The sequence below is a fragment of the Streptomyces sp. WMMC500 genome, assembly GCF_027497195.1.
Classification (GTDB): Bacteria; Actinomycetota; Actinomycetes; order Streptomycetales; family Streptomycetaceae; genus Streptomyces.
This window is the reverse complement of the sequence record NZ_CP114905.1, coordinates 6,819,885-6,839,063: the sequence shown is the minus strand read 5'-3', so window position 1 is coordinate 6,839,063 and position 19,179 is coordinate 6,819,885. Positions and strand designations below refer to the sequence as shown.

General features: G+C 72.8%; 19 protein-coding genes. 6 read left to right on the top strand and 13 right to left on the bottom strand.

Translation table 11 applies throughout. The features are described from left to right. Positions 1 to 13: 13 nt before the first annotated feature. Complete coding sequence (locus tag O7599_RS29430) at positions 14 to 1,357, bottom strand: MFS transporter (RefSeq protein ID WP_281618632.1); 1,344 nt, start codon at positions 1,355 to 1,357, stop codon at positions 14 to 16. A gap of 91 nt (positions 1,358 to 1,448) precedes the next feature. Here O7599_RS29430 and O7599_RS29425 point away from each other — a divergent pair, with 91 nt between their 5' ends. Then, positions 1,449 to 2,027 (top strand): XRE family transcriptional regulator, encoded by a 579-nt coding sequence (locus tag O7599_RS29425; RefSeq protein ID WP_281618631.1) that lies wholly within the window; start codon positions 1,449 to 1,451, stop codon positions 2,025 to 2,027. A gap of 137 nt (positions 2,028 to 2,164) precedes the next feature. On the opposite strand, the gene O7599_RS29420 is transcribed toward O7599_RS29425, so the two are convergent. The 3 genes from O7599_RS29420 to O7599_RS29410 form a co-directional block, all read right to left on the bottom strand. Further along, complete coding sequence (locus O7599_RS29420) at positions 2,165 to 3,394, bottom strand: MFS transporter (RefSeq protein WP_281618630.1); 1,230 nt, start codon at positions 3,392 to 3,394, stop codon at positions 2,165 to 2,167. A gap of 105 nt (positions 3,395 to 3,499) precedes the next feature. After that, positions 3,500 to 4,096 (bottom strand): helix-turn-helix domain-containing protein, encoded by a 597-nt coding sequence (locus tag O7599_RS29415; protein ID WP_281618629.1) that lies wholly within the window; start codon positions 4,094 to 4,096, stop codon positions 3,500 to 3,502. Between the two features lie 184 nt (positions 4,097 to 4,280). Further along, complete coding sequence (locus O7599_RS29410) at positions 4,281 to 5,504, bottom strand: peptidoglycan-binding domain-containing protein (protein WP_281618628.1); 1,224 nt, start codon at positions 5,502 to 5,504, stop codon at positions 4,281 to 4,283. A 223-nt stretch (positions 5,505 to 5,727) separates the two neighbouring features. On the opposite strand from O7599_RS29410, the gene O7599_RS29405 reads away from it, so the two are divergent. Next, a complete protein-coding gene (locus O7599_RS29405; protein WP_281618627.1) occupies positions 5,728 to 7,854 on the top strand; it encodes an MDR family MFS transporter in 2,127 nt (708 codons plus the stop codon). 311 nt (positions 7,855 to 8,165) lie between these two features. Further along, a complete protein-coding gene (locus O7599_RS29400; protein ID WP_281623567.1) occupies positions 8,166 to 8,768 on the top strand; it encodes a VTT domain-containing protein in 603 nt (200 codons plus the stop codon). A gap of 87 nt (positions 8,769 to 8,855) precedes the next feature. Here the strand turns inward: O7599_RS29400 and O7599_RS29395 are convergent, their stop codons facing one another. Both O7599_RS29395 and O7599_RS29390 read right to left on the bottom strand, forming a co-directional pair. After that, the gene (locus O7599_RS29395; protein WP_281618626.1) at positions 8,856 to 9,830 is read right to left on the bottom strand and encodes an SGNH/GDSL hydrolase family protein; all 975 of its coding nucleotides are present in this window, start codon (positions 9,828 to 9,830) and stop codon (positions 8,856 to 8,858) included. A 246-nt stretch (positions 9,831 to 10,076) separates the two neighbouring features. After that, the gene (locus O7599_RS29390) at positions 10,077 to 11,063 is read right to left on the bottom strand and encodes a hypothetical protein (RefSeq protein WP_281618625.1); all 987 of its coding nucleotides are present in this window, start codon (positions 11,061 to 11,063) and stop codon (positions 10,077 to 10,079) included. 285 nt (positions 11,064 to 11,348) lie between these two features. Here O7599_RS29390 and O7599_RS29385 point away from each other — a divergent pair, with 285 nt between their 5' ends. After that, positions 11,349 to 12,752: a pyridoxal-dependent decarboxylase gene (locus tag O7599_RS29385; RefSeq protein ID WP_281618624.1), complete on the top strand. Its 1,404-nt coding sequence runs from the start codon at positions 11,349 to 11,351 to the stop codon at positions 12,750 to 12,752. Between the two features lie 84 nt (positions 12,753 to 12,836). Here O7599_RS29385 and O7599_RS29380 read toward each other — a convergent pair whose 3' ends face one another. The 3 genes from O7599_RS29380 to O7599_RS29370 form a co-directional block, all read right to left on the bottom strand. Then, complete coding sequence (locus O7599_RS29380) at positions 12,837 to 13,643, bottom strand: MBL fold metallo-hydrolase (protein ID WP_281618623.1); 807 nt, start codon at positions 13,641 to 13,643, stop codon at positions 12,837 to 12,839. A gap of 88 nt (positions 13,644 to 13,731) precedes the next feature. Further along, a complete protein-coding gene (locus O7599_RS29375) occupies positions 13,732 to 13,938 on the bottom strand; it encodes a hypothetical protein (RefSeq protein ID WP_281618622.1) in 207 nt (68 codons plus the stop codon). Then, positions 13,935 to 14,303: a hypothetical protein gene (locus O7599_RS29370; RefSeq protein WP_281618621.1), complete on the bottom strand. Its 369-nt coding sequence runs from the start codon at positions 14,301 to 14,303 to the stop codon at positions 13,935 to 13,937. Before O7599_RS29370 ends, O7599_RS29375 begins: the two co-directional genes overlap by 4 nt. Positions 14,304 to 14,572: 269 nt before the next feature. On the opposite strand from O7599_RS29370, the gene O7599_RS29365 reads away from it, so the two are divergent. Continuing rightward, on the top strand, positions 14,573 to 15,244 hold the full coding sequence (locus tag O7599_RS29365) for a glycoside hydrolase family 25 protein (RefSeq protein ID WP_281623566.1): 672 nt from the start codon (positions 14,573 to 14,575) through the stop codon (positions 15,242 to 15,244). 1,054 nt (positions 15,245 to 16,298) lie between these two features. Next, entirely contained in the window at positions 16,299 to 16,802 is a 504-nt protein-coding gene (locus O7599_RS29360; protein ID WP_281618620.1) for a hypothetical protein, read from the top strand. Between the two features lie 245 nt (positions 16,803 to 17,047). Here the strand turns inward: O7599_RS29360 and O7599_RS29355 are convergent, their stop codons facing one another. The 4 genes from O7599_RS29355 to O7599_RS29340 form a co-directional block, all read right to left on the bottom strand. After that, complete coding sequence (locus O7599_RS29355; protein ID WP_281618619.1) at positions 17,048 to 17,485, bottom strand: hypothetical protein; 438 nt, start codon at positions 17,483 to 17,485, stop codon at positions 17,048 to 17,050. A gap of 68 nt (positions 17,486 to 17,553) precedes the next feature. Further along, complete coding sequence (locus O7599_RS29350; RefSeq protein ID WP_281618618.1) at positions 17,554 to 17,679, bottom strand: hypothetical protein; 126 nt, start codon at positions 17,677 to 17,679, stop codon at positions 17,554 to 17,556. A gap of 175 nt (positions 17,680 to 17,854) precedes the next feature. Further along, entirely contained in the window at positions 17,855 to 18,067 is a 213-nt protein-coding gene (locus O7599_RS29345) for a hypothetical protein (RefSeq protein WP_281618617.1), read from the bottom strand. Between the two features lie 246 nt (positions 18,068 to 18,313). Then, positions 18,314 to 19,165, bottom strand: coding sequence for a helix-turn-helix transcriptional regulator (locus tag O7599_RS29340; RefSeq protein ID WP_281618616.1), 852 nt, complete (start codon positions 19,163 to 19,165; stop codon positions 18,314 to 18,316). Between the last annotated feature and the right edge of the window lie 14 nt (positions 19,166 to 19,179).

Below are 19,179 nucleotides of genomic sequence, written 5' to 3'. Positions count from 1 at the left end.
CGCCCGTACGCGGCTACCTGCCGGCTCCGCCGCCCGCGCGCGCCGCCCGCGCGCGGTCGGCCAGGATGAAGGGGACCGCGCACCCGGCGAGCACCGCGCCTATCAGGCAGACCGCCGTCAGGTCCGCGCCCCGGGTCAGCGCCGCCGCCGCGAGGAGCGGCGTGCCGCTGATGCCCAGTTGGAAGGCCGAGACCGTGGTGGCCCCCGCGAGGGTCGGCGCGTGCGCCGCGAGGGCGAAGACGCGGCCGTAGAGGGCCGGATTGAGGACGAACGCCGCGACGCCCAGCACGAAGACCGTGGGCGTCACGACCCAGGCGTGGCGGATCGCGACCGTCATCGCCAGCGACAGGATTACGAGTGCCACCGCGCCGGTCAGCAGCGCCGCGTGCGGGCGCCGGTCGGAGACGCGACCGCCCACGGACAGGCCGACGAACGCGCCGACGCCGAAGAGCGCGAGGATCGCGGGGATCCAGACCTCGGGCAGGGCGGTGATCTCGTCGAGCATGGCCGCGAGGTAGTTGAACGTGATCATGTACGCCGCGGTGGTCAGGATCGTGATCGCGTAGATCCCCCACAGGTGCGGATTGCGGATCGCGGCGAGTTCCCGCGCCACACTCGGCCGCGACTCCCCCGCCTTCCGCGCACCCGGACCAGCACCGGGACCGGGTCCGGCACCGGGTCCGGCACCGGGACCGGCACCGGCACCGGCACCGGCACCGGCACCGGCACCGGCACCCGCCGGGATGCCCGCGTAGCAGCCCGCCATCCCCGCCAGCGTCAGCGCGACGACCGCCCAGAAGCCGCCCCGCCACTCGACGAAGTGGCTCAGCAGCGTCCCCGCCGGGCCGCCGGCGATCATCGCCACGCTCAGCCCGCTGACCACCACGCCCGACGCGCGGGCGTTGCGGTCCGGGGTGACCAGGCCGATCGCGGTCACCGACGCCACCGCGAAGAAGCCCGCGTACGCGACGCCGGAGACGACCCGGGTCACCAGCAGGACCTCGTACCCGCCCAGCAGGCCGACGGCGATCCCCGCGGCGAAGACGCCCTGCGTCGCCAGCAGCGCGGTGCGGCGCGGCCAGCGCAGGCTGAGCACCGCGAACGGCGGGCCGCCGAGGACGACCCCCAGGGCGAAGGCGGTGATCAGATAGCCCGCCGAGGAGAGCGAGACGCCCAGGTCGCCGGCCACGTCCGGCAGCACGCCCGCGAGCAGGAACTCCGCCGTCCCCATGGCGAAGAGGCTGAAGGCGAGCAGATACACCCCCGCGGGCAGCCGCGTGTCCTTCCGTCCCGGCCCCCGGCCGCCGCCCGCCCGCCCCTGCCGGCCGGTCCCCGTGAGTTCGTCGTCCGTCCGCATGTCGACCACCTCCGCGGGCAGAGTCCGCCCGCGCGCTCCGAACCGACAACTTCTGTTGCCGATTCCGGGACGCGTTGGTTGACTGCGGCCTATGGACGACCAGCCCACCGTCGGCGCCGTCATCGGCCAGATCGCTCCCCGGCTGCGCCGCGCCCGCGAGAACAAGGGCGTCAGCCTCGCCGGCCTCGCGCGCGCCACCGGCATCTCGACCAGCACGCTGTCCCGGCTGGAGTCCGGGCAGCGCAAGCCGAGCCTGGAGCTGCTCCTGCCGGTGACCGCGGCCCTCGGCATCCCCCTCGACGAGATCGTCGTCGCACCCCGCATCGTGGATCCGCGGGTGCCCCAGCAGCCCACCACGAAGGACGGCCGGGTGCTGATCCCGCTCTCGCGGCAGCAGGGAGAGCCGCGCGCGTACAAGATGACCATCCCGGCCCACGACAAGGAACCGCACCTGCGGACGCACGCGGGCTACGAATGGCTCTACGTGCTGCGCGGGCGCCTGCGCGTACGACTCGCCGACCGCGACTTCGTCATGGCCGCCGGCGAAGCCGCCGAGTTCGACTGCCAGATCCCGCACTGGTTCGGCGCCGCGGGCCGCGGGCCCGTCGAACTGCTCAGCCTCTTCGGGAAGTCGGGCGAACGCATCCACCTGCGCACCGCCCGCCGCTAGCGCCTGTGGAAAGGGGATTGAGGAGGGGAGCGGCCGCTGCTGTCCGGAGGGCGGAATGTTCGACACCTCGGTTCGATGAATCACCGTCCGTCCCGTCAGTCGTGCCCTGACGGGACGGACCGAAGGGCAGCCGGGGCTCAGCTACGCCCGGTCTTCGCCGGCGTCGGTGGATGGGTGTCCGTTCGGGGGGAGGTGGACGGCGGGTGGTTGTCTGCCGTGGGTGGGGTGCCGGGTGCCCGTCGCAGTTCCGGCAGCAGGCTGAGGAGGCCGAGGACGGCGAGAGCGGCGCCGAGCCACAGCGGGGAGCGCAGCCCGAAGGTGTCCACGAAGAAGCCGCCGGCGGACGAGCCGATGATGATGCCGAGGGTGATGAAGGAGGAGTGGACCGTGTTCACGAGGGGCCCGGGATTGCCGGTGCGCTGGACGCGGGTCGCCATGGCCGGGTTCATCGTCACGCCGACGAGGCCGATGCCCATCATGAGGAGGGCGGCGGTGGCGCCCACGTGGGCGAGGAGGGCGAAAAGGGTCAGGAACGCGATGTTGAGGGCGAGCCCGGTCGCCTGCACTGCGACCGTCCACCGGTCGGCGAGGCGACCGACGACGGTGTTGCCGATGACGGTGGCGGCACCGTAGGCGATGAGCAGGGCGGGCACGCTCTGTTCGCTGAAGCCGCTGACCTCGGTGAGGATCGGGTTGAAGTAGCTGAAGGCGGAGAAGGTGGCGCCGATGATCAGCGTGCTCGTGGTGAGCACCAGCCACAGGCGGGGCCGGCGGAAGACCTGGATCTCCTCGCGGAAGGTGCTTGCCGCGCTGCCGGGGCGGTCGAGCGGGGGAATTCCGAGGAAGGTCGCTGCGGCCGCGATGACGGTGAGAGCCGAGATGGCCCAGAAGGCGGCCCGCCACCCCAGGTTGCCGCCGATGAAGGTGGCCATGGGCAGACCGAGCAAGGTGCCGAGCATGAGGCCGTTCATGACCACGCCGATGGCGCGGCCGCGGATTTCCGCACGTGTGATCGAGGAGCACACCGAGATCGCGATGCCGAAGAACGCCTGTGAGGCGATACCGGTGATGATGCGGGCAGTAAGCATGACGCCGTAGCTGCCGGCAGTCGCGGCCAGGGCGTTGCCGACGAGGAAGACGGCGAAGAGGATGAGCAGCGCCTGCTTGGGGCGCAGTTTCATGAGCGCGATGGTCAGAAAAGGGCCACCGACCGCCATCGCGACGGCGAACGCGGTGATCAGGTAGCCGATCTGCGGGACGGTCGAATTCAGTCCGGCCGCCATCTGCGGCATGAGTCCGGCGACGACGAACTCGCTGGTCACCATGGCGAAGATGCCGACTGCCAGTACGTACACAGCGCGTGGCATGTGCGATCGCTTCCTTTGTTGTGGGAATCGCCCCGTAGAGCGTTTTGTATCGTTCAGTGCAAAACCGGGGCATGCCTGGACGGCATGCGAGCGGTGCGGTTCAGGTCAAGGGGTCAGGGCACCCAGGGTGGCTCCGGCGATCGCCTCCAGCGCGAGGCCGTCGAGCCCGCTCTGGGCCGAGACGCGCATCCCGGCGATGGCGGCGTTGAGGAACAGGGCGAACTCGCGGGCGCTGCGCGCCTGGGAGATCTCGCCGGCCTGTTGGCCGGACGTAATGACGTCCTGGAGCCTTCCGAGGCGTCGCCTCAGGTCGCGCTGCAGCAGCCCGGCGGCTTCCGGGTCGCGCAGGGAGAGCTCCACGCTGCTGTTGACCCCCAGGCAGCCGATGCCCAGCCCCTCGCGGCGGTTGGCCTCTTCGATGGCGATGACCGAGGAGAGCAGGTTCCGCAGGCGGGCGACAGACCCCTGGACCGCGTCCTCCAGGATGGCCGCCTGCCCCTCGGCCATGGTGTCGAGATAGTGCGCCAGCGCACGGATGAACAACGCATGCTTGCTGGCGAAGGTGTTGTAGATGCTGCTGCGGCCCAGGCCGGTCGCCTCGCAGAGATCCTGGGTCGATGCGGACTCGTACCCCTTCTCCCAGAACAGGCGCATGGCGCCTTCAAGGGCGCTCTCCTCGTCGAAGGTCCTCGGTCGTGCCATGCGGGGCAGCCTACACGTATTGGACTGACCAATTCAAAATGGTGAGACGATCACTGGATGGCACGTGGCGGCCTGACGGATGAACAAGCGCAGCGGCTGGAGCCGCTGTTGCCGCCCATACCGACCGACGGAGTCCGGGCCCACATCCTGCGGAAACTGCAGGCCGGGGCCGATGCATCCGGCCTCAGGGCTCCTTCGTCATCGACTCCAGCGCGCGGCGCGTCGCCGGACCGTAGACACCGCTGTCGTCGCCCTCGACGTCGTGGTTCCGCTGGAAGCGCTCGACCTCTTGCCGCGTGAACCAGCCGAACTCGCCTTCGCTGTCGAGCAGGAAGTTGCCGTAGCCGGCCTCGGTGAGCCGCTTCTGCATCTCGGTGACCTCCCGGCCCGCGTCGCCCTGGCGCAGGGTGGGCGGCGGCGGGGGGTCGTCGGGGTCGTCGGGGGTGGTGCCGTCGGTGGGGTCGGCGGGCGCGGTGGGGTCGGGGTCGGAGCCGGGCGGGGCGGCGGTGACCTGGCCGGCTTCGGTGTGTCCCGTGGGCTCGGCGTCCGGGTCGCCCTCCCCGGTCCCGGTGCCGCCGGCGGCGCGGTCGGAGGTGGTCGCGCTGGGCTCCGCCGGGTTCTCGCCGTCGGGGGCGGCGGTCGGGGCGCCGCTGCGGGTGTCCTCGGGGCCGGGCTCCGTACCGCCGCCGGTGGGCACGGCGGTGATGGTGTCCGGCTTCGGTACGGCGCGGTCGTCGTTCCCGTCGTCCGAGAACAGCCCCGAGCCGAGGAGCCCCGCGCTGAGCGCGGCCACGACGCCGCCGACGGTGAGGACGAGCGTCAGACGGCGGCGCCGGCGGGCGGCGAGGCGGTCGCGGTGCCGGCGCGGGTCGTACGGGCCGGCGGGACCGCCGAGATCACCGAGGTCGTCCGCGTCGTCGTACGGGCCGCGCGGGGCGCCGCCGGCGGAGTCGTCGGCGAACAGGCCGAGGTCCGCGTCCGCGGGGCCCTCCGGCGCAGCGCCGACGAGGCCGTAGGGGACGGCGAGGGTGCCGCCGGCGGTCGGTGCTCCGGGGGGCAGCGCTCCGGGAGGCAGTGCCCCGGGGGGCAGCGCTCCGGGAGGCAGTGCTCCAGGCGGCAGTGCTCCGGGCGGCAGCGCACCGGGCGGCGGCCCGCCCGCGGCCTGCGTCGCCGGGAGCGACGTCTCCGGGGCCGGCGGCCCGTCCGCCCCGGAGCCCGCGCCGTCCCGCCCCCCTACCGGACCCGGTGCCTTCATGACGTACGGCCGTACCAGCGGCCTCTCCCGCCCCGGCGTACCCCCCGCGCGCGCCCCGGCACCGCCCTCCGCACCACCCGCGCCGCAGGCGCAGCCCTGCCCGCCCTGCTCCTGGAGCGGCTCGCCGCAGGTGCGGCATGCGCGAGGTCTCACCGTGCTCCCCCTCCTGTGGGCTGAGGCGATTATGCAGACCCCGCGGAACCCTGCGCACCGCACCCCGGCCGCAACCGGGCCCGAGCGGACCGCCCCGGCAGGCCGTATCACCGCATCCGGGCGACTATGAGGCAAACGGCCCGCGCCTCACGGGCACCGAACGCACCCCACGCACCACCCACACCACCCGCCGCACACCGAAGCCGCCCGAGGGGAGCCGCGCATGTCCCAGGACGCCGGCGCCGCGCCCGCCGCCGCGGTCCCCGGCCAGGGCCTCCCCCGCCGCACCGTCCTGCTGTCGATGGCGGCCCTCCTCTCCGGGATGCTCCTCGCCGCACTCGACCAGACCATCGTCGCCACCGCCCTGCCCACCATCGTCAGCGACCTCGGCGGCATGGAGCACCTGTCCTGGGTGGTCACCGCCTACCTCCTCGCCGCCACCGCCGGCACCCCCCTCTGGGGCAAGCTCGGCGACCAGTACGGCCGCAAGAAGCTCTTCCAGACCGCCATCGTCATCTTCCTCACCGGCTCCGCGCTCTGCGGCATCGCGCAGGACATGGGCCAGCTCATCGCGTTCCGCGCCCTCCAGGGCATCGGCGGCGGCGGGCTGATCGCGCTGGCCATGGCGATCGTCGGCGACATCGTCCCGCCGCGCGAACGCGGCCGCTACCAGGGCCTGTTCGGCGCCGTCTTCGGCACCACCAGCGTCCTCGGCCCGCTGCTCGGCGGCATCTTCACCCAACACCTGAGCTGGCGCTGGGTGTTCTACATCAACCTGCCCGTCGGCCTCGCCGCCCTCGTCGTCATCGCCGTCGTCCTGCACATCCCCCGCCGCGACACCCGGCACCGCATCGACTACCTCGGCACCGCCCTCATCGCCTCCTTCGCCATCTGCCTCGTCGGCGTCACCTCACTCGGCGGTACGACCTGGGCGTGGGGCTCCTGGCAGGTCGCCGTCACCGGGCTGCTGGCGATCGTCCTGCTGGCCGCCTTCGTGCACGTCGAGCGCCGGGCGGCCGAGCCCGTCATCCCGCTGAAGCTCTTCGGCGTCCGCACGTTCACGCTCTGCTCGGTCATCGGGTTCGTCGTCGGCTTCGCCATGTTCGGCGCGATGACGTACCTGCCGACCTTCCTCCAGGTCGTACGCGGCGTCTCCCCGACCACCTCCGGCGTGCACATGCTGCCGATGGTCGCCGGCATGCTCATCGCCTCCACCGGCTCCGGGCAGCTCATCAGCCGCACCGGCCACTGGAAGATCTTCCCCGTCCTCGGCACCGCCGTCACCACCGCAGGACTCCTCCTGCTCCACCGGCTCCACCAGGACAGCGGCGACTGGGAACTCAGCGGCTACTTCTTCGTCTTCGGCTTCGGCCTCGGCCTCGTCATGCAGGTGCTCGTCCTCGCCGTACAGAACGCCGTCTCCTACGGCGACCTCGGCGTCGCCACCTCCGGCGCCACCTTCTTCCGCTCCATCGGCGCCTCGTTCGGCGTCGCCGTCTTCGGCACCGTCTTCACCAGCAGGCTCCGCCACAAACTCGACGCCGAACTGAGCGGCGTGCCCCTGCCCGGCGGGCTGAACAGGGAGACGCTGGAATCCGACCCCCGCTCCCTCGCCCGGCTGCCCGCCTCGCTGCGGGAGGAAGTGGTGCACGCGTACAGCACCTCCATCACGGACGTGTTCCTCTACGCCGCACCCGTCGCGTTCGTCGCCTTCGTCGTCGCGCTCTTCCTGCGCGAGGACCCGCTGCGCGGCACCGTCACCGTGCCGGACGGCAGCGAGACCGTGGCCACCCACCCGGTCGAGCGCTCGAACCGCGACGAGGTGTGCCGCGCCCTGAGCGCGCTCAGCACCCGGGAGGGGCGGCGGGAGTTGTACGAGGACATCACCCGGCGCGCCGGCCTGGACCTGCGGCCGGCGTCGAGCTGGCTGCTGCTGCGCGTCCGGCGGTACGAGTCCACCGACCAGGTGGAGCCCGTGGCGCTGGCGGAGCACACCGGGCTGCCGCTGGAGGTGGTCCTGGGCGCGGCGCAGGAGCTGGAGGTACGCGGGCTGACGCGCCGGGAGGGGCTGCCGCTGGTCTGTACGGAGGAGGGCGCCCGGGTCGCGAAGCGGCTGGCGGCGGCGCGCCGGGCGGCGCTGGCGGAGATGCTGGGCGACTGGTGGACGCCCGACCGGCCGAAGGACCTGACGGAGCTGGTGGAGGAGCTGTCGGCGGAGCTGTGCGGCTCCGACGAGGAGGCGCCGCCCGGTGAGGCGGTCGAGAAGTGGCAGCCCGGCCCGGGTGCCGGACCGGGTGCAGGACCGGGCGCAGGACCGGGCGCCGACTCCCCGCCGAGGCCGCCCGCTTGAGCGGGGGCGGAGGCCCGCGTTCCGGGCGTGCCGCGCGGCGGCCGTCGCCGTACGGCACCGCCCGGACCTGCGCCGAACGCCACCGCCGCGCCCGTGTCGTACGCCATCCGCGTGACGGCAGGTGAGCGGGTGCTCTGGAGTGACGCAGGTAACATCTGGTCCCCCCATGCGATTTCCGGCGACGCGCCAGGCGTACGCTGTGATCCGCCCGGCGCTCTCGTCCGCGGCAGCAGACACACCGGACGGCCGGCCGGGACACGGGGAGCAGGGGAACTGTGGAGTTTGTGGGGTCACTGAGCGGTACCCCGTGGATGTACGCGATCGTCGCCACCTCCGTCCTCCTCGACGTCTTCCTGCCGGTGCTGCCCAGCGGCGCGCTGGTCATAATGGCCGCCACCGCCGCCGCCGGCACCACCACCGCGGCCGACGCCGTACGCAACGGGGCCACGCTGCCCGCCGCCGACCACCTCGCGGAGCTGCTGGCCCTGATGATCTGCGCGGCCACCGCCTCCGTACTCGGCGACATGCTCGCCTTCCGGCTGGCCAGCAGAGGCCGCGAGAAGTTCGCCAACTCCCGCTACGTGGCCCGCGCGCAGGAGCGCCTCGGCCACCACCTCAGCGGGCGGCGCGGCGGCGGGATCGTCGTGCTGGCCCGGTTCGCGCCCGCGGGGCGCAGCGTGGTGATGCTGGGCGCGGGCGCGATGCACCGGCAGGTGCGGGAGTTCCTGCCGTGGTCCGCGCTCGCCGGGCTGCTGTGGGCGGCGTACGGGGTGACGCTCGGGTACTTCGGCAGCCGCTGGCTGGGCGCGGGCTGGCTGGCGACGGGTGTGTCGGTGCTGGCGCTGTTCGTCGGCGGGCTCGGCGCCGCGTACCTGGTCCGCAGGCCGCGCCCGAAGCCGACGAACGCCGACTGACGAACGCCGACTGACGAACGCCGGCTAACCGCCCGCCGGATGCGCCCTGTGCGGGCGCGGCCCGGGCGCGGGGGCGGGCCGGCGCCGTCAGCCGCCCAGGTAGGCGTCGACCTCCTCCGCGACCGCCCTGCTGTAGCGCTCCAGACCCGGCGACTCGACCGGGCACGGCCGGCCGCCCTCCGGGGTCGGCGCGAGGCAGAAGTGCAACGGGTCGTCCTCGCGGTGCAGTTGGACCGTGCCGTCGGGGCCGGTGCAGGAGCCGGCGGTGCGCTGCTCGTCGTCGTTGCACGGGAGGTACTGCGTCCACTTCCCGTCACCGTCGCGCAGTTCGCGCCCGCCGTCGGCCAGCAGGTCGCCGGAGGCGGCGGCCTGCTCCTCGTAGAGGTCGTTGACCTGCTCGATCCGCTCCGGGTGCAGCGCGTCGGGCGGCTGCTGCACCCACACGAGCCGGGGGCGCGGCACGTCCGCCGCGCGCGCGGCGGAGGCGATCTGGCGGGTGAGGGCGCGCAGGTCGGCGGCGTAGCGCTCGTAGTACTCGGGGGTGCCCCACTCGACGCCCTCCATGCACGGGGTGTAGCCCCAGGTGTTGCCCCAGAACTGCAGCACGATCACGCCCGGTTCGCGCTCCTCGACCAGGGCGGCGGCCTTGTCCTCGGGCGGGACGAGGGAGCGGCCGGGGCGGCCCTGGATGTAGTCGCAGACGGTCACGCCGGCGACGGGCTCGCTGCTGTACGAGCCGACGCGGGCGGAGCGTTCGAGATGGCCGCCGAGGACGTCCTGGGCCTCCATGGCGAGGGAGTCGCCGAGGTAGAGCACGTCCTGCGGCGTGCTCGGGGCACGTGCGGAGGACGACGGGTTCGAGGGGTTCGACGGGCCGGGGTCGGTGGAGTCGGGATCGGGGGAGGTGAAGCGGGAGCGGTCGGGCGCCTGGTTCCGTACGGCGCTGTCCACCGTGCCCCCGTCCCCCGAGCCGTCGTCGGACCGCGACACCGCGCCCCAGCCGACGGCCACGGCCACCAGCAGCACGGCGAGCACGGGCCCCGCCCAGCGCTTGGTCTCCATCGGCTCCTCCGGCACGCGGTGACAACTGGCCAGTAGGGTAGGGAGTCGACGGCGCTCGGGTCGAGTCCCTGCGGCCTATTGCCCCGCGCGTTTCCGGATGCCCTGCTCGGCGCCGCCCCGGCGCATACCTTTCACTGACAATCTCCGTCATCTGTCAGTTGTTGCCTGTCAACAGTCAGGTGTCAGACGTCAGCAGTCAGGCGTCAGGTGTCTGCGGTCAAACGTCAGCAGTCACGCGCGTCAGCCTCAGCCCTCCAAGGCGCCGTACCGGCCGGCCACCGCCTCGTACGCCTCCTTCTTCTCCCACCGCCCCGTCTCGCCCTCCGCGAACCGCACCACCCCGAACCCCGCCATGTCCAGGTCGTGCCGCGGGTCGTCCGGGGTGTGCGGGAAGTCCCGCATGGCGAAGGTGAAGACGAAGCAGCCGTGCACGCCGCGCTCGGCGTAGAGGTCGATGAGCTCGGTCAGGTACGCCGCCTGCGTGCCCTCGTCCCGTACGTGCCCCTCCCGCACCTTCGGCCTGTCCGCGAGCCACTGCACGATCAGGAACGACCCCGGCCCCCGCAGGTCCGCCCCGACGTGCGCCCCGCAGCCGAACTCGGTGACGACCAGCGGCTTGCCCTGCGCCTCCGCCTCCTGCCGCAGCGCGTCGAGGCGGCACTCGTAGGCGGCCGTGTCTGTGCCCATGCGGTAGAGGTTGACGCCGACGACGTCGAAGCCGGTCCAGTCGACGTCCTCCCAGTAGCCGGCGGCGTAGGTGACCGGGCCGTCGAAGACGCCGCGCGCGGTCGCGAGGGCCTCGGCGAGGAGCGGGCGGAGCTTGCGGGTGATCCGGCGGTCGAAGAACCGCCGCCAGCGCACCAGTACCTGTACCCGCAGGTACAGCCGCGGTCCCGGCAGCATCCCGCGCTGGGTGAGCGAGAACTCGCTGCCCACCAGCAGCGTCACCCGCCCCGGATACGCCGCGCGCAGCTTCTCGGCTGCGGCGCCCGTCTCGGCGAGGTGGGCGAGCAGTTCGGCGCGGGGCCGGTCGGGCAGGTAGGGGCGTACGTAGACGTCGAGCCCGGCGTCGAGCGCGATCCGCGCGGCCTCCGTCTGCGCCGGCACGTCGGTGCCGATGAGCATGACGGTGGTGCAGTGGAGTTCGTCGCGGATGGCGCGCATGTCGGCGCGTACGTGGTCGGCGTCGGTCTCGCCCGTGGTGTACGAGATGCCTCTGACGGTCGGGCTCATGCCGACCATGATGGCGAGCGGCGGGCGGCTCCGCGTCGTCGGCGAGGCTGACGCCGGGAACCGCGGGTGCTACGGAAGTCTGAGGCGCGGGCCCGGGCCCGGGCGCCGGCGGAAGCGGTCCAGTGGGACGGAAGTGGCCCCGGACCGAGGCGGGTGCGGGCCCGTAGCGTACGCGGAAGTGACCGCCCGACGGACACATCGCCGCAGGTCGCCGGGGGCAGCGGTCCTGCCCGGAGAGCCCCCGCCCGACCCCAGCCCCCTCCCGCCCTACGACAAGGAGGCCCCGTGCACCCCGCCCTCGCCGCCGACCTCGAAGACTTCGACCAGTTCCTCGACGCCGCCCGCGCCCGCGCCGTCGCCGCGCTCCGCGGCCTCGCCGACCGCCCCGTCGCCGCCCCCGCGCCGCGCGCCGCCGGCCCGTACGAGCCGCTGCCCGAGCGCGGTGCCGGCGGTCTCGCCGCGCTCGCGCGCTTCGGTGAGCGCTGGGAGCCGGGTCTGTCGGGCAGTGCGGGGCCGCGCTACCTCGGGTTCGTCACCGGCGGCGCGACCCCGGCGGCGGTGGCGGGCGACTGGCTGGTGGGGGCGTACGACCAGAACGTGGTCGCCGCCGGCGACTCCGCCGCCACGGACCTGGAGCGCGAGACGGTGGGCTGGCTGCGCGAGCTGTTCGGGCTGGGCGCCGCGCACGCGGGCGCGTTCGTGTCCGGGGCGACCATGTCGAACGTCGTGGGTCTGGCCGTTGCCCGGGAGTGGCTGGGCGAGCGGCTCGGCGTCGCGGTCGCGGACGCCGGGGTCGGGGCGCTGGGCGAGGTCACGGTGCTGTCGGGTGCGGCGCACTCCAGTGTGCCGAAGGCGCTCTCGCTCCTCGGTCTTGGCCGCGGAGCGCTGCGGGAGGTGCCGCTGCTGCCCGCGCGGGAGGCCGTGGACGTGGCCGCGCTGGCCGCCGCGCTGGCGGAGCTGGACGGGCGGCCGGCGATCGTCGTGGCCAACAGCGGGACGGTCAACACCGTCGACTTCGACGACCTGCGCGCCATCGCCGCGCTGCGTGCGCGGTATCCGTTCTGGCTGCACGTCGACGCGGCCTTCGGCGCGTTCGCGGCGCTGTCACCGGCGCACGCGCACCTGGTGGCGGGGCTGGACGCGGCCGACTCGGTCTGCGTGGACCTGCACAAGTGGCTGAACGTCCCGTACGACGCGGCGGTGCAGTTCACCCGCCGGCGGGATCTCCAGGTCCGGGTCTTCCGCAACGCCGCGGCGTACATGGCGCAGCCGGGCGACGATCCCGACTTCGTCCACCTGACGCCGGAGAACTCCCGCCGGCTGCGTGCCCTGCCGGCGTGGCTGACGCTGGCGGCGTACGGGCGCGAGGGGCACCGGGAGGTCGTGGAGCGCAACGCCGCGTTGGCGCGGCGGTTCGGCGAGCGGGTGGAGGGCGCGGCCGGGGGCGGGTTGCGGCTGCTGGCGCCGGTGCGGCTGAACGTCGTCTGCTTCACGCTGGCCGGGGAGCCGACGCGGGAGCGGGTGGCGTCGGTGGCGGAGGCGGCCGCGGCGGGCGGGGAGGTGGTGGTCACGCCGACGGTGTACGGGGGGACGCACGGGCTGCGGGCGGCGTTCAGCAACTGGCGTACGGGGCCGGGGGATGTGGACCGGGCGGTGGCGGCGCTGGTGGAGGCGGCGCGGGGGGTGTAGGGGGCGGCGGGGGTACGCGGCCGGGGGTGCGGCCCGTAACGACCGCGGCCGGGGTGCGGCCCGTACGACCGCCGCGGGCGACGGTCAGCCGGTTCCCTCCCCCGCTCCCGCCTCGGCCTCCGCCCCTGCCCCCGTCTCCCCCGCCCCCAGGGTCATCGCCGTCCCCGGCCGCGCCACCCCCACCTGCCCGCCGAACCCCCGTCGCGCCGCGGCGACCGCCGCGAGCGCGTCCCCGCCGGGCCACAGGTGGGTGAGGAGCAGCCGGCCCGCCCCGGCGCGTGCCGCGTGTTCGCCCGCCTGGCGCGCGCTGGACAGATACGGCGCGTCTTCCGCCGGCACCTCCTCCGGGTACGTGGCCTCGGCGAGGAAGAGGTCGGCCCCGTCGGCGAGTTCGGCAAGCGCCGGGCTGGGGCCGGTGTCGCCGGTGTAGGCGAGGACCCGGCCCGCGGCGGTCAGCCGGAGGCCGGCGTTGGGTACGTGGTGGGGCAGCGCGCGGGTGCCGATGCGGAACGGTCCGGAGGTGAACTCCGGTTCCGTCGCCGGGTCGAATTCGTGCAGTTCGTACGCTCCGTGCAGCATCCCCGGCCGGTCGAGCGCGAGGACCGCGTCGAGCGCGCCGGCGGGGGCGTACAGCGGGAGCGCGGGGGCGGGCGTGTCGGCCAGGGCGCGGGCGCGCAGCAGTGGGTTGAGGTCGGCGCAGTGGTCGGGGTGGCCGTGGGTGACGACGACGGCGTCGACGTCGCCGGGCCGCAGGTGCCGGAGGAGCTGCGGCATCACCGCGTACCCGGGGTCGAGCAGCAGGCGGTGGCCGTCGTGCTCGACGAGGTAGCCGCTGCAGGCGGCGTCAGCGGTCGGCCAGGCGCCGCTGCCGCCGAGCACGGTGAGCTTCATGCCGTTCCTCCCGTACGCGTACGGGGCGGTTCCGCCCCCGTACGCGTACGGTAGCGGCGGTCGGCGCTCAGCCGCCGCGCGGGGCCGGTCACCAGGCGATGTGCACCAGGAACCAGCCCGCGAAGCCCATCCAGACCGCGACGAAGACCGCCTTGCCCACCGGCGTACGCACCCGGAACCAGGCCCGGGTCCGCTCGGAGAGCGTGTCGCCCTTCTGCGGGGTGCGCAGCGCGACGATCTCCACGACCGCGCCGAGGGCGAGCAGCCCGCCCCAGACCCAGTCGGAGCCGCTCACGCCGGCCGCCCCTCGGCGGCGTCGGGCGGCGGCACGGCGGACACCGGCGCCTGCGCCTGCGCCTCCGCCTGCGCCTGCCCCTGCGCCGCGTCCGACGGCTCCGCGGCCGCCCGCGGCGGGTACTGCGGCGGGCGCGCCCAGCCCAGCAGCACACCGGCGACGAGCCGCAGCGGCTTCGACTCGTGCTTCGTCGCCCACTCCTCCAGGGCCCGGAACACCGCGTAGTAGCCGGCGGAGACCAGGGCCGTGACCCCGGCGGTCACGGACTCGGAGTCGGTATCCACGCCGAAGGCGCCGGCCGCGGTCACGACCCAGCCGACGAACAGCGGCACAAGGGTACGTACCACAGAGATGTACAGATTCATGGTCAGATCCCCCGATCTGGGGCTACCGCGGGTAAAGCGGCCTTCGTACCCGGGAGATGCCCGCTCAGCGGACACCTGAACCGAATTCCCCCGGCGCGCCCACGCGTTGGGGGCGCACTCCGGGGGCGCGAGGTTCCACGGGGGTGCATGCGCCGCGCTAGTAACGGGGATGAGGGGGGAAACGCCCCGAGACAGTGACGGACAGCAACGGACAGCGCCAGGGATTCGGCCACCGTCCCGTCCCGACCCCCACTCGAAAGGGACGAATGATGACCATCAAGGGCATCGACGTCAGTTCACACCAGTCAAGCAACTACTCCACGCGAGGCATGAGCTTCGTCTTCGTCAAGGCGTCGGAAGGCCGCAGCTACGTCAACCCGAAGCAGGGCGCCCAGGCGTCGCACGGCCGCGAGGCGGGCCTGGTGCTGGGCTTCTACCACTTCCTGTGGCCGGGCAACATCGAGGCGCAGGCCCGGTACTTCGTCGACAAGGCGAAGGAGAGGCCGGGCGACATGCTCGCCTGCGACTGGGAGCACACCAGCGAGGGCACCGCCGCGAGCAACAAGGAGAAGGACAACTTCATCCGCGCGGTGAAGCGGCTGCGCCCGCGCTACAAGGTGCTGCTCTACTGCAACCGCGACTTCTGGCTCAACCGCGACACCACCAGCTACGCCGGCGACGGCCTGTGGATCGCCCAGTACAACGGCGACCCGGGCAACCCGGACATCCGCGCGCCGTGGCGCTTCCACCAGTACACGTCGTCGCCGATCGACACGAACATAGGGAAGTTCAGCTCCCGTTCGGCGCTGCGCTCGTGGGCGCGGGAGAGGGTCGACGCGAAGCTGGCACCGGAGGAGACGGAGGGGGAGGCCCCGGACGAGTCCGGGGAAGGAACGGCGCCTGGCGCCGAGCCCGGAGCGGCAGAACCCACCTCCCCCTGACCCCGGCGGCCCGGCGACCGCCAACGCGACAGACCAGCAAGGGAGTTGAATTCTGCTAGCTTGTGCCCATGCGGGTGGGAGTGTGCGTAGGTACTTACAACCTCTCCTACGGCGTTAGAGGTCTGTGCGGCACCAGCTTGGGGAGGTACGCGCGCCCCGCAGACTGGTGATGACACAGCGTTACCGAGCACGAGTGCAAAGTTGACCCGTGCGCCGACGCCACGTACGTTGGCGGCACAAACCACCTGACCCCTTGTGGGTCAGGTTTTTTCTTGCCTGCGGACCGCAGCGCACGGGCGTGGGAAGTTCAGCCCCCGCCCCGCGGCGCCGAGGCCGCGGCGCCAGAGCGCGGGTGTCCTTGCCCTGGGGTGAGTACGCGTACTCATACCGGCCGGAGCCTCGGAGATCCGCGGCTCAACGTGTCGCGGTAGTAGCCAGTGCCACGGCGGTAGCGGTTGCCCGCAGCCGTCAAGGTCAGGTTCCTCGTCGGCCCCATCCAGCCCCAGTCGGCCGGTGAGCGTCACCGGCGGAGAGATCGCACGCCGCAGCGGCGGCAGATCCACCGTGTCGTCGTCTGCGCGCGTGTTCTGCCGCGGCCCAGCGGGCTCGAACAGCGCGGACGTCTTGCCCCTCAGCGCTCGGGCAAGCGCGTGGTACGTCTCCACCCGCGCCTTCCCCCCGCGTTCGACCTTCTTGACTACCCCCGGGCTGAGGCCGGCGGCTTCGGCGAGCTCTTCCTACGTCCAGCCGTGACGGCGCCTAAAGCCGCGCAGCCGATCCCCGGTTGAGCTGTCGTGGCTCATGCGACAACCCCTGTCCGGTGCTGCGTGCCATCCACTCGCCGGCACAGGGCGGGGGTTTTCTGCGGAGCGAACGCTTCGTGTTCCAGCACTCGTTCGGCCCGCCGGTGTCCTGCGCCATCGAAGGTTGATCGCGCTGAGTGCAGGCGGCCAGGGCGGTTCATTGTCCCGGGACGGGTCCCGGTCCCCACTGGCACACTCTGAGGATGCCCCCTGCCGCGCAAGGACCTAGCTCCGCATGGCGTGCTCGTCGCATGGTGAAGATCATCGGCGTATGGACCGTCGTGGTCGCGATATTCGCCGCGGTGTTCGGCGTCATCTGGTTGGCGACACAGCCCGGGTCTTCCTCCTATGCGGTGGCCTTCTCTGACGATGTGGACTGCGACTATCCACCCGACCTCATCTTCAGCGAAGACACGGGGGAGCTGATGGTTTGCACGGTGAGCCCCGTGGCCCGCATTGTGGAGGACCCCGACTACGGGGTGTTCACCGAAGCCGAGGTCGATGAACTCATGGTCGTCTCGAAGTGGCTGGTGAGGGACGGGCGCGTGAGCCATGCGGACAAGCAGGAGATCGAGGCAAGAGCCTGCGCCATCGGTGCCCGCAACGAGAATCCCTGCCCAAAGCCTCGCAACGACCCCACGGGCACCCTCGCCATCGGCAGCCTGATCGGCGCACTGATCTTGGGGCTTCTCTACTGGCTCTTGCACCCAGATTGGGTCGGCCTCACAGAAAGATGGTGGCGCCCCGTCAGGTGACCCACGTCACTCAGTCTTCAGTGTCACGAGGCTCAAGGTTCGGTGGCACAGGACAGCGGGGCTCCACTGCATCTCTTCGCCTGCCAGGCGACTAGAATCGAACGTGCGGACGATTCGATCGAGGTCTCCCGCCGCGGCGGGTGTATATGGGACGGCCTCCGCGTGTCCGGGTCTACCCGGCCCGCGAGGCGCCGCTCCTTCGGGTGTGCGTCGACGGTGAATGGCACGACGCCGGCGGCGGGCGTTCAGCGGACGAGCTGGAGGGCCTGCTGCATCAGGTCGCCGTCGTTGAGGGTGAAGGTTCCGGTGTGGAGTACGTCGTGGCCGTACATCTGCTCGGCCAGTGGGATGCGGCGGTCGAGGTGCAGGCTCCAGGCGGTGTTGTGGACGTCGAGGCGGGGGCCGGAGCCGCCGATGCGGGCGGACCAGCCGGTGCAGATCACCCAGCCGGCGCAGGCGTTCTCGTGCCCGCCGCGGGAGCCGTAGAGGCCATGGGGGTGGTGGTCGGCGGCGACTGCCAGCAGGTCGGGGTGTTCCAGTTCGGGGACTGGGAGGACGCCGACGATGGCGGTGGTGCCGAAGTCGCCGGTGGTGGTGTAGGCGAGCAGGCAGCGGCGGTCGGGCCAGTGGTGGGTGAGCGGGAAGACGGTGACGCGGCCGGTGCCGGTCTGCTCGCTGCCCATGGGGCTCCCGTCGGTCCGGGTCGGTCCCCGCGGCGCCGTAGCCGCGGGGACTGACTTGTCGGGGTATGTCAGCGGTGGCCGGGGGACGGGTTGCCGCCTCCGCCGTCGCCGTCCTCGATGTCGGTGTTGTCGTCCTCGTCGCCCGGGTCGCCCCACACGGCGGGGGTGATCGTCAGCGGGTTGCTGAAGGTCATCGGGTGTGCCTCCTTTCCGGTTGCCCCGGACCGCCCGGGGCGGTGGTGCGCGCCCCGCCCGCCGGGGCCGACAGGGTTGCGGCGGGCGAGGCGCCTTCCCGGCCGGTTCGTTGCTCGGCCGACCGGCCGGGGGGCCGCTCCCTGGCGGATCGGACAGGCGGCCAGGGGCGGGAGTTCAGTGGTCGGGGTGCCGGCGTATGAGGACGGAGCAGTCCGTGGCCGCCGAGTGATCACCACGGTTGCGCGCGTCCCGGCGCTCCTGGTCGAGCCGCCCGCACGTCTCGCAGCCGCGGACGGGCTGCGCTTCCCTGCTGTCGCGGACCGGGAGCACCACCGGCGGAGAGGGGTAGGTGCGGCAGGCGGATGCGTCCCCTGCATCGGCGGTCACGGTCGCCGCCTCCCGCGACACCGGGGGCACTCACAGGGCGGCATGGTGCTGCTGAACAGGGGAGGCTCGCAGTCGCGGGCGTAGTAGTTCTTCTCGCGCCCCCAGGTGCGCCCGCTGTCACGGGACACGCGCAGGGTCATCAGCGGACGTTCGGGCGCCGACGGCGCCTCTGCTTGGGCGGCCATGCTTCGAAGCTAGGGATGGTGCACCAAGTGCCTCCAGCGTGGTGCACGTTGGTGCACGAACTCACTCCAAGGCGTCGATCGCCAAGCGGATGAGGACCCGCGCCCGCTCGCCGTAGACCGCGAGTTGGCCGAGTTCGTGGAACACCTTGGTGTACATCTCGATCTCGTGCGGGCGGGTGATGGTCAGGTAGCCGGACACCAGCTCGACGGCCACCTGGGCGTTGTCGAAGACCCAGAACCCTTCAACCGGGCGCATCGCCTCGCGCGCCGGCTGCATGGGCACGATGCCCAGGCTGACGCTCGGGAGGAAGCCGACGGTGAGCAGGTGCCGCAGTTGCTCGCGCATCGTCTCCCGCCCGCCGATTCCCGCGCGTAGCACGGCCTCTTCGAGGATGAAGGCGAAGGTGTGGCGGCCCTCGTAGAGGACGTGCTGGCGGTCCATGCGCTCGACGACCGCAGCGTCAACATCGTCGATGAGGCCGCGGCGGCGGCGGACGGCGTGCAGGATCGCCGTGGTGTAGCCCATGGTCTGCAGCAGACCGGGCACGAGCCAGGAGTCATACGCGCGGAAGTGGCGTGTGCGCTCGTACAGCGGCCGGACGGCCTCCTGCGCGGCCTTCAACCCGGTGCGCTCCATGCGGCGCCACTCGATCCACATGCCCTCTACCGCGCGGAGGGCCGCCGTCAGGTCGTCGGTCTCGCCCTCGGCGCCGCAGACGTGCGCCCAGGTGCGCAGGTCCGCGGGCGACGGCGCGGTGCGGGCGTTCTCGATGCGGGACACCTTCGAATGGCTCCAGCCGCACCGCTCAGCCAGCTCGCGCACCGTCAGCTCGGCGTCGAGGCGGAGGTCCCGCAGGCGCGCGGCGAGCGCTTCTCGCGCGGCCTGGGCACTGGATGACGGTGACGCGGGCATAGCGGTGTCCGATT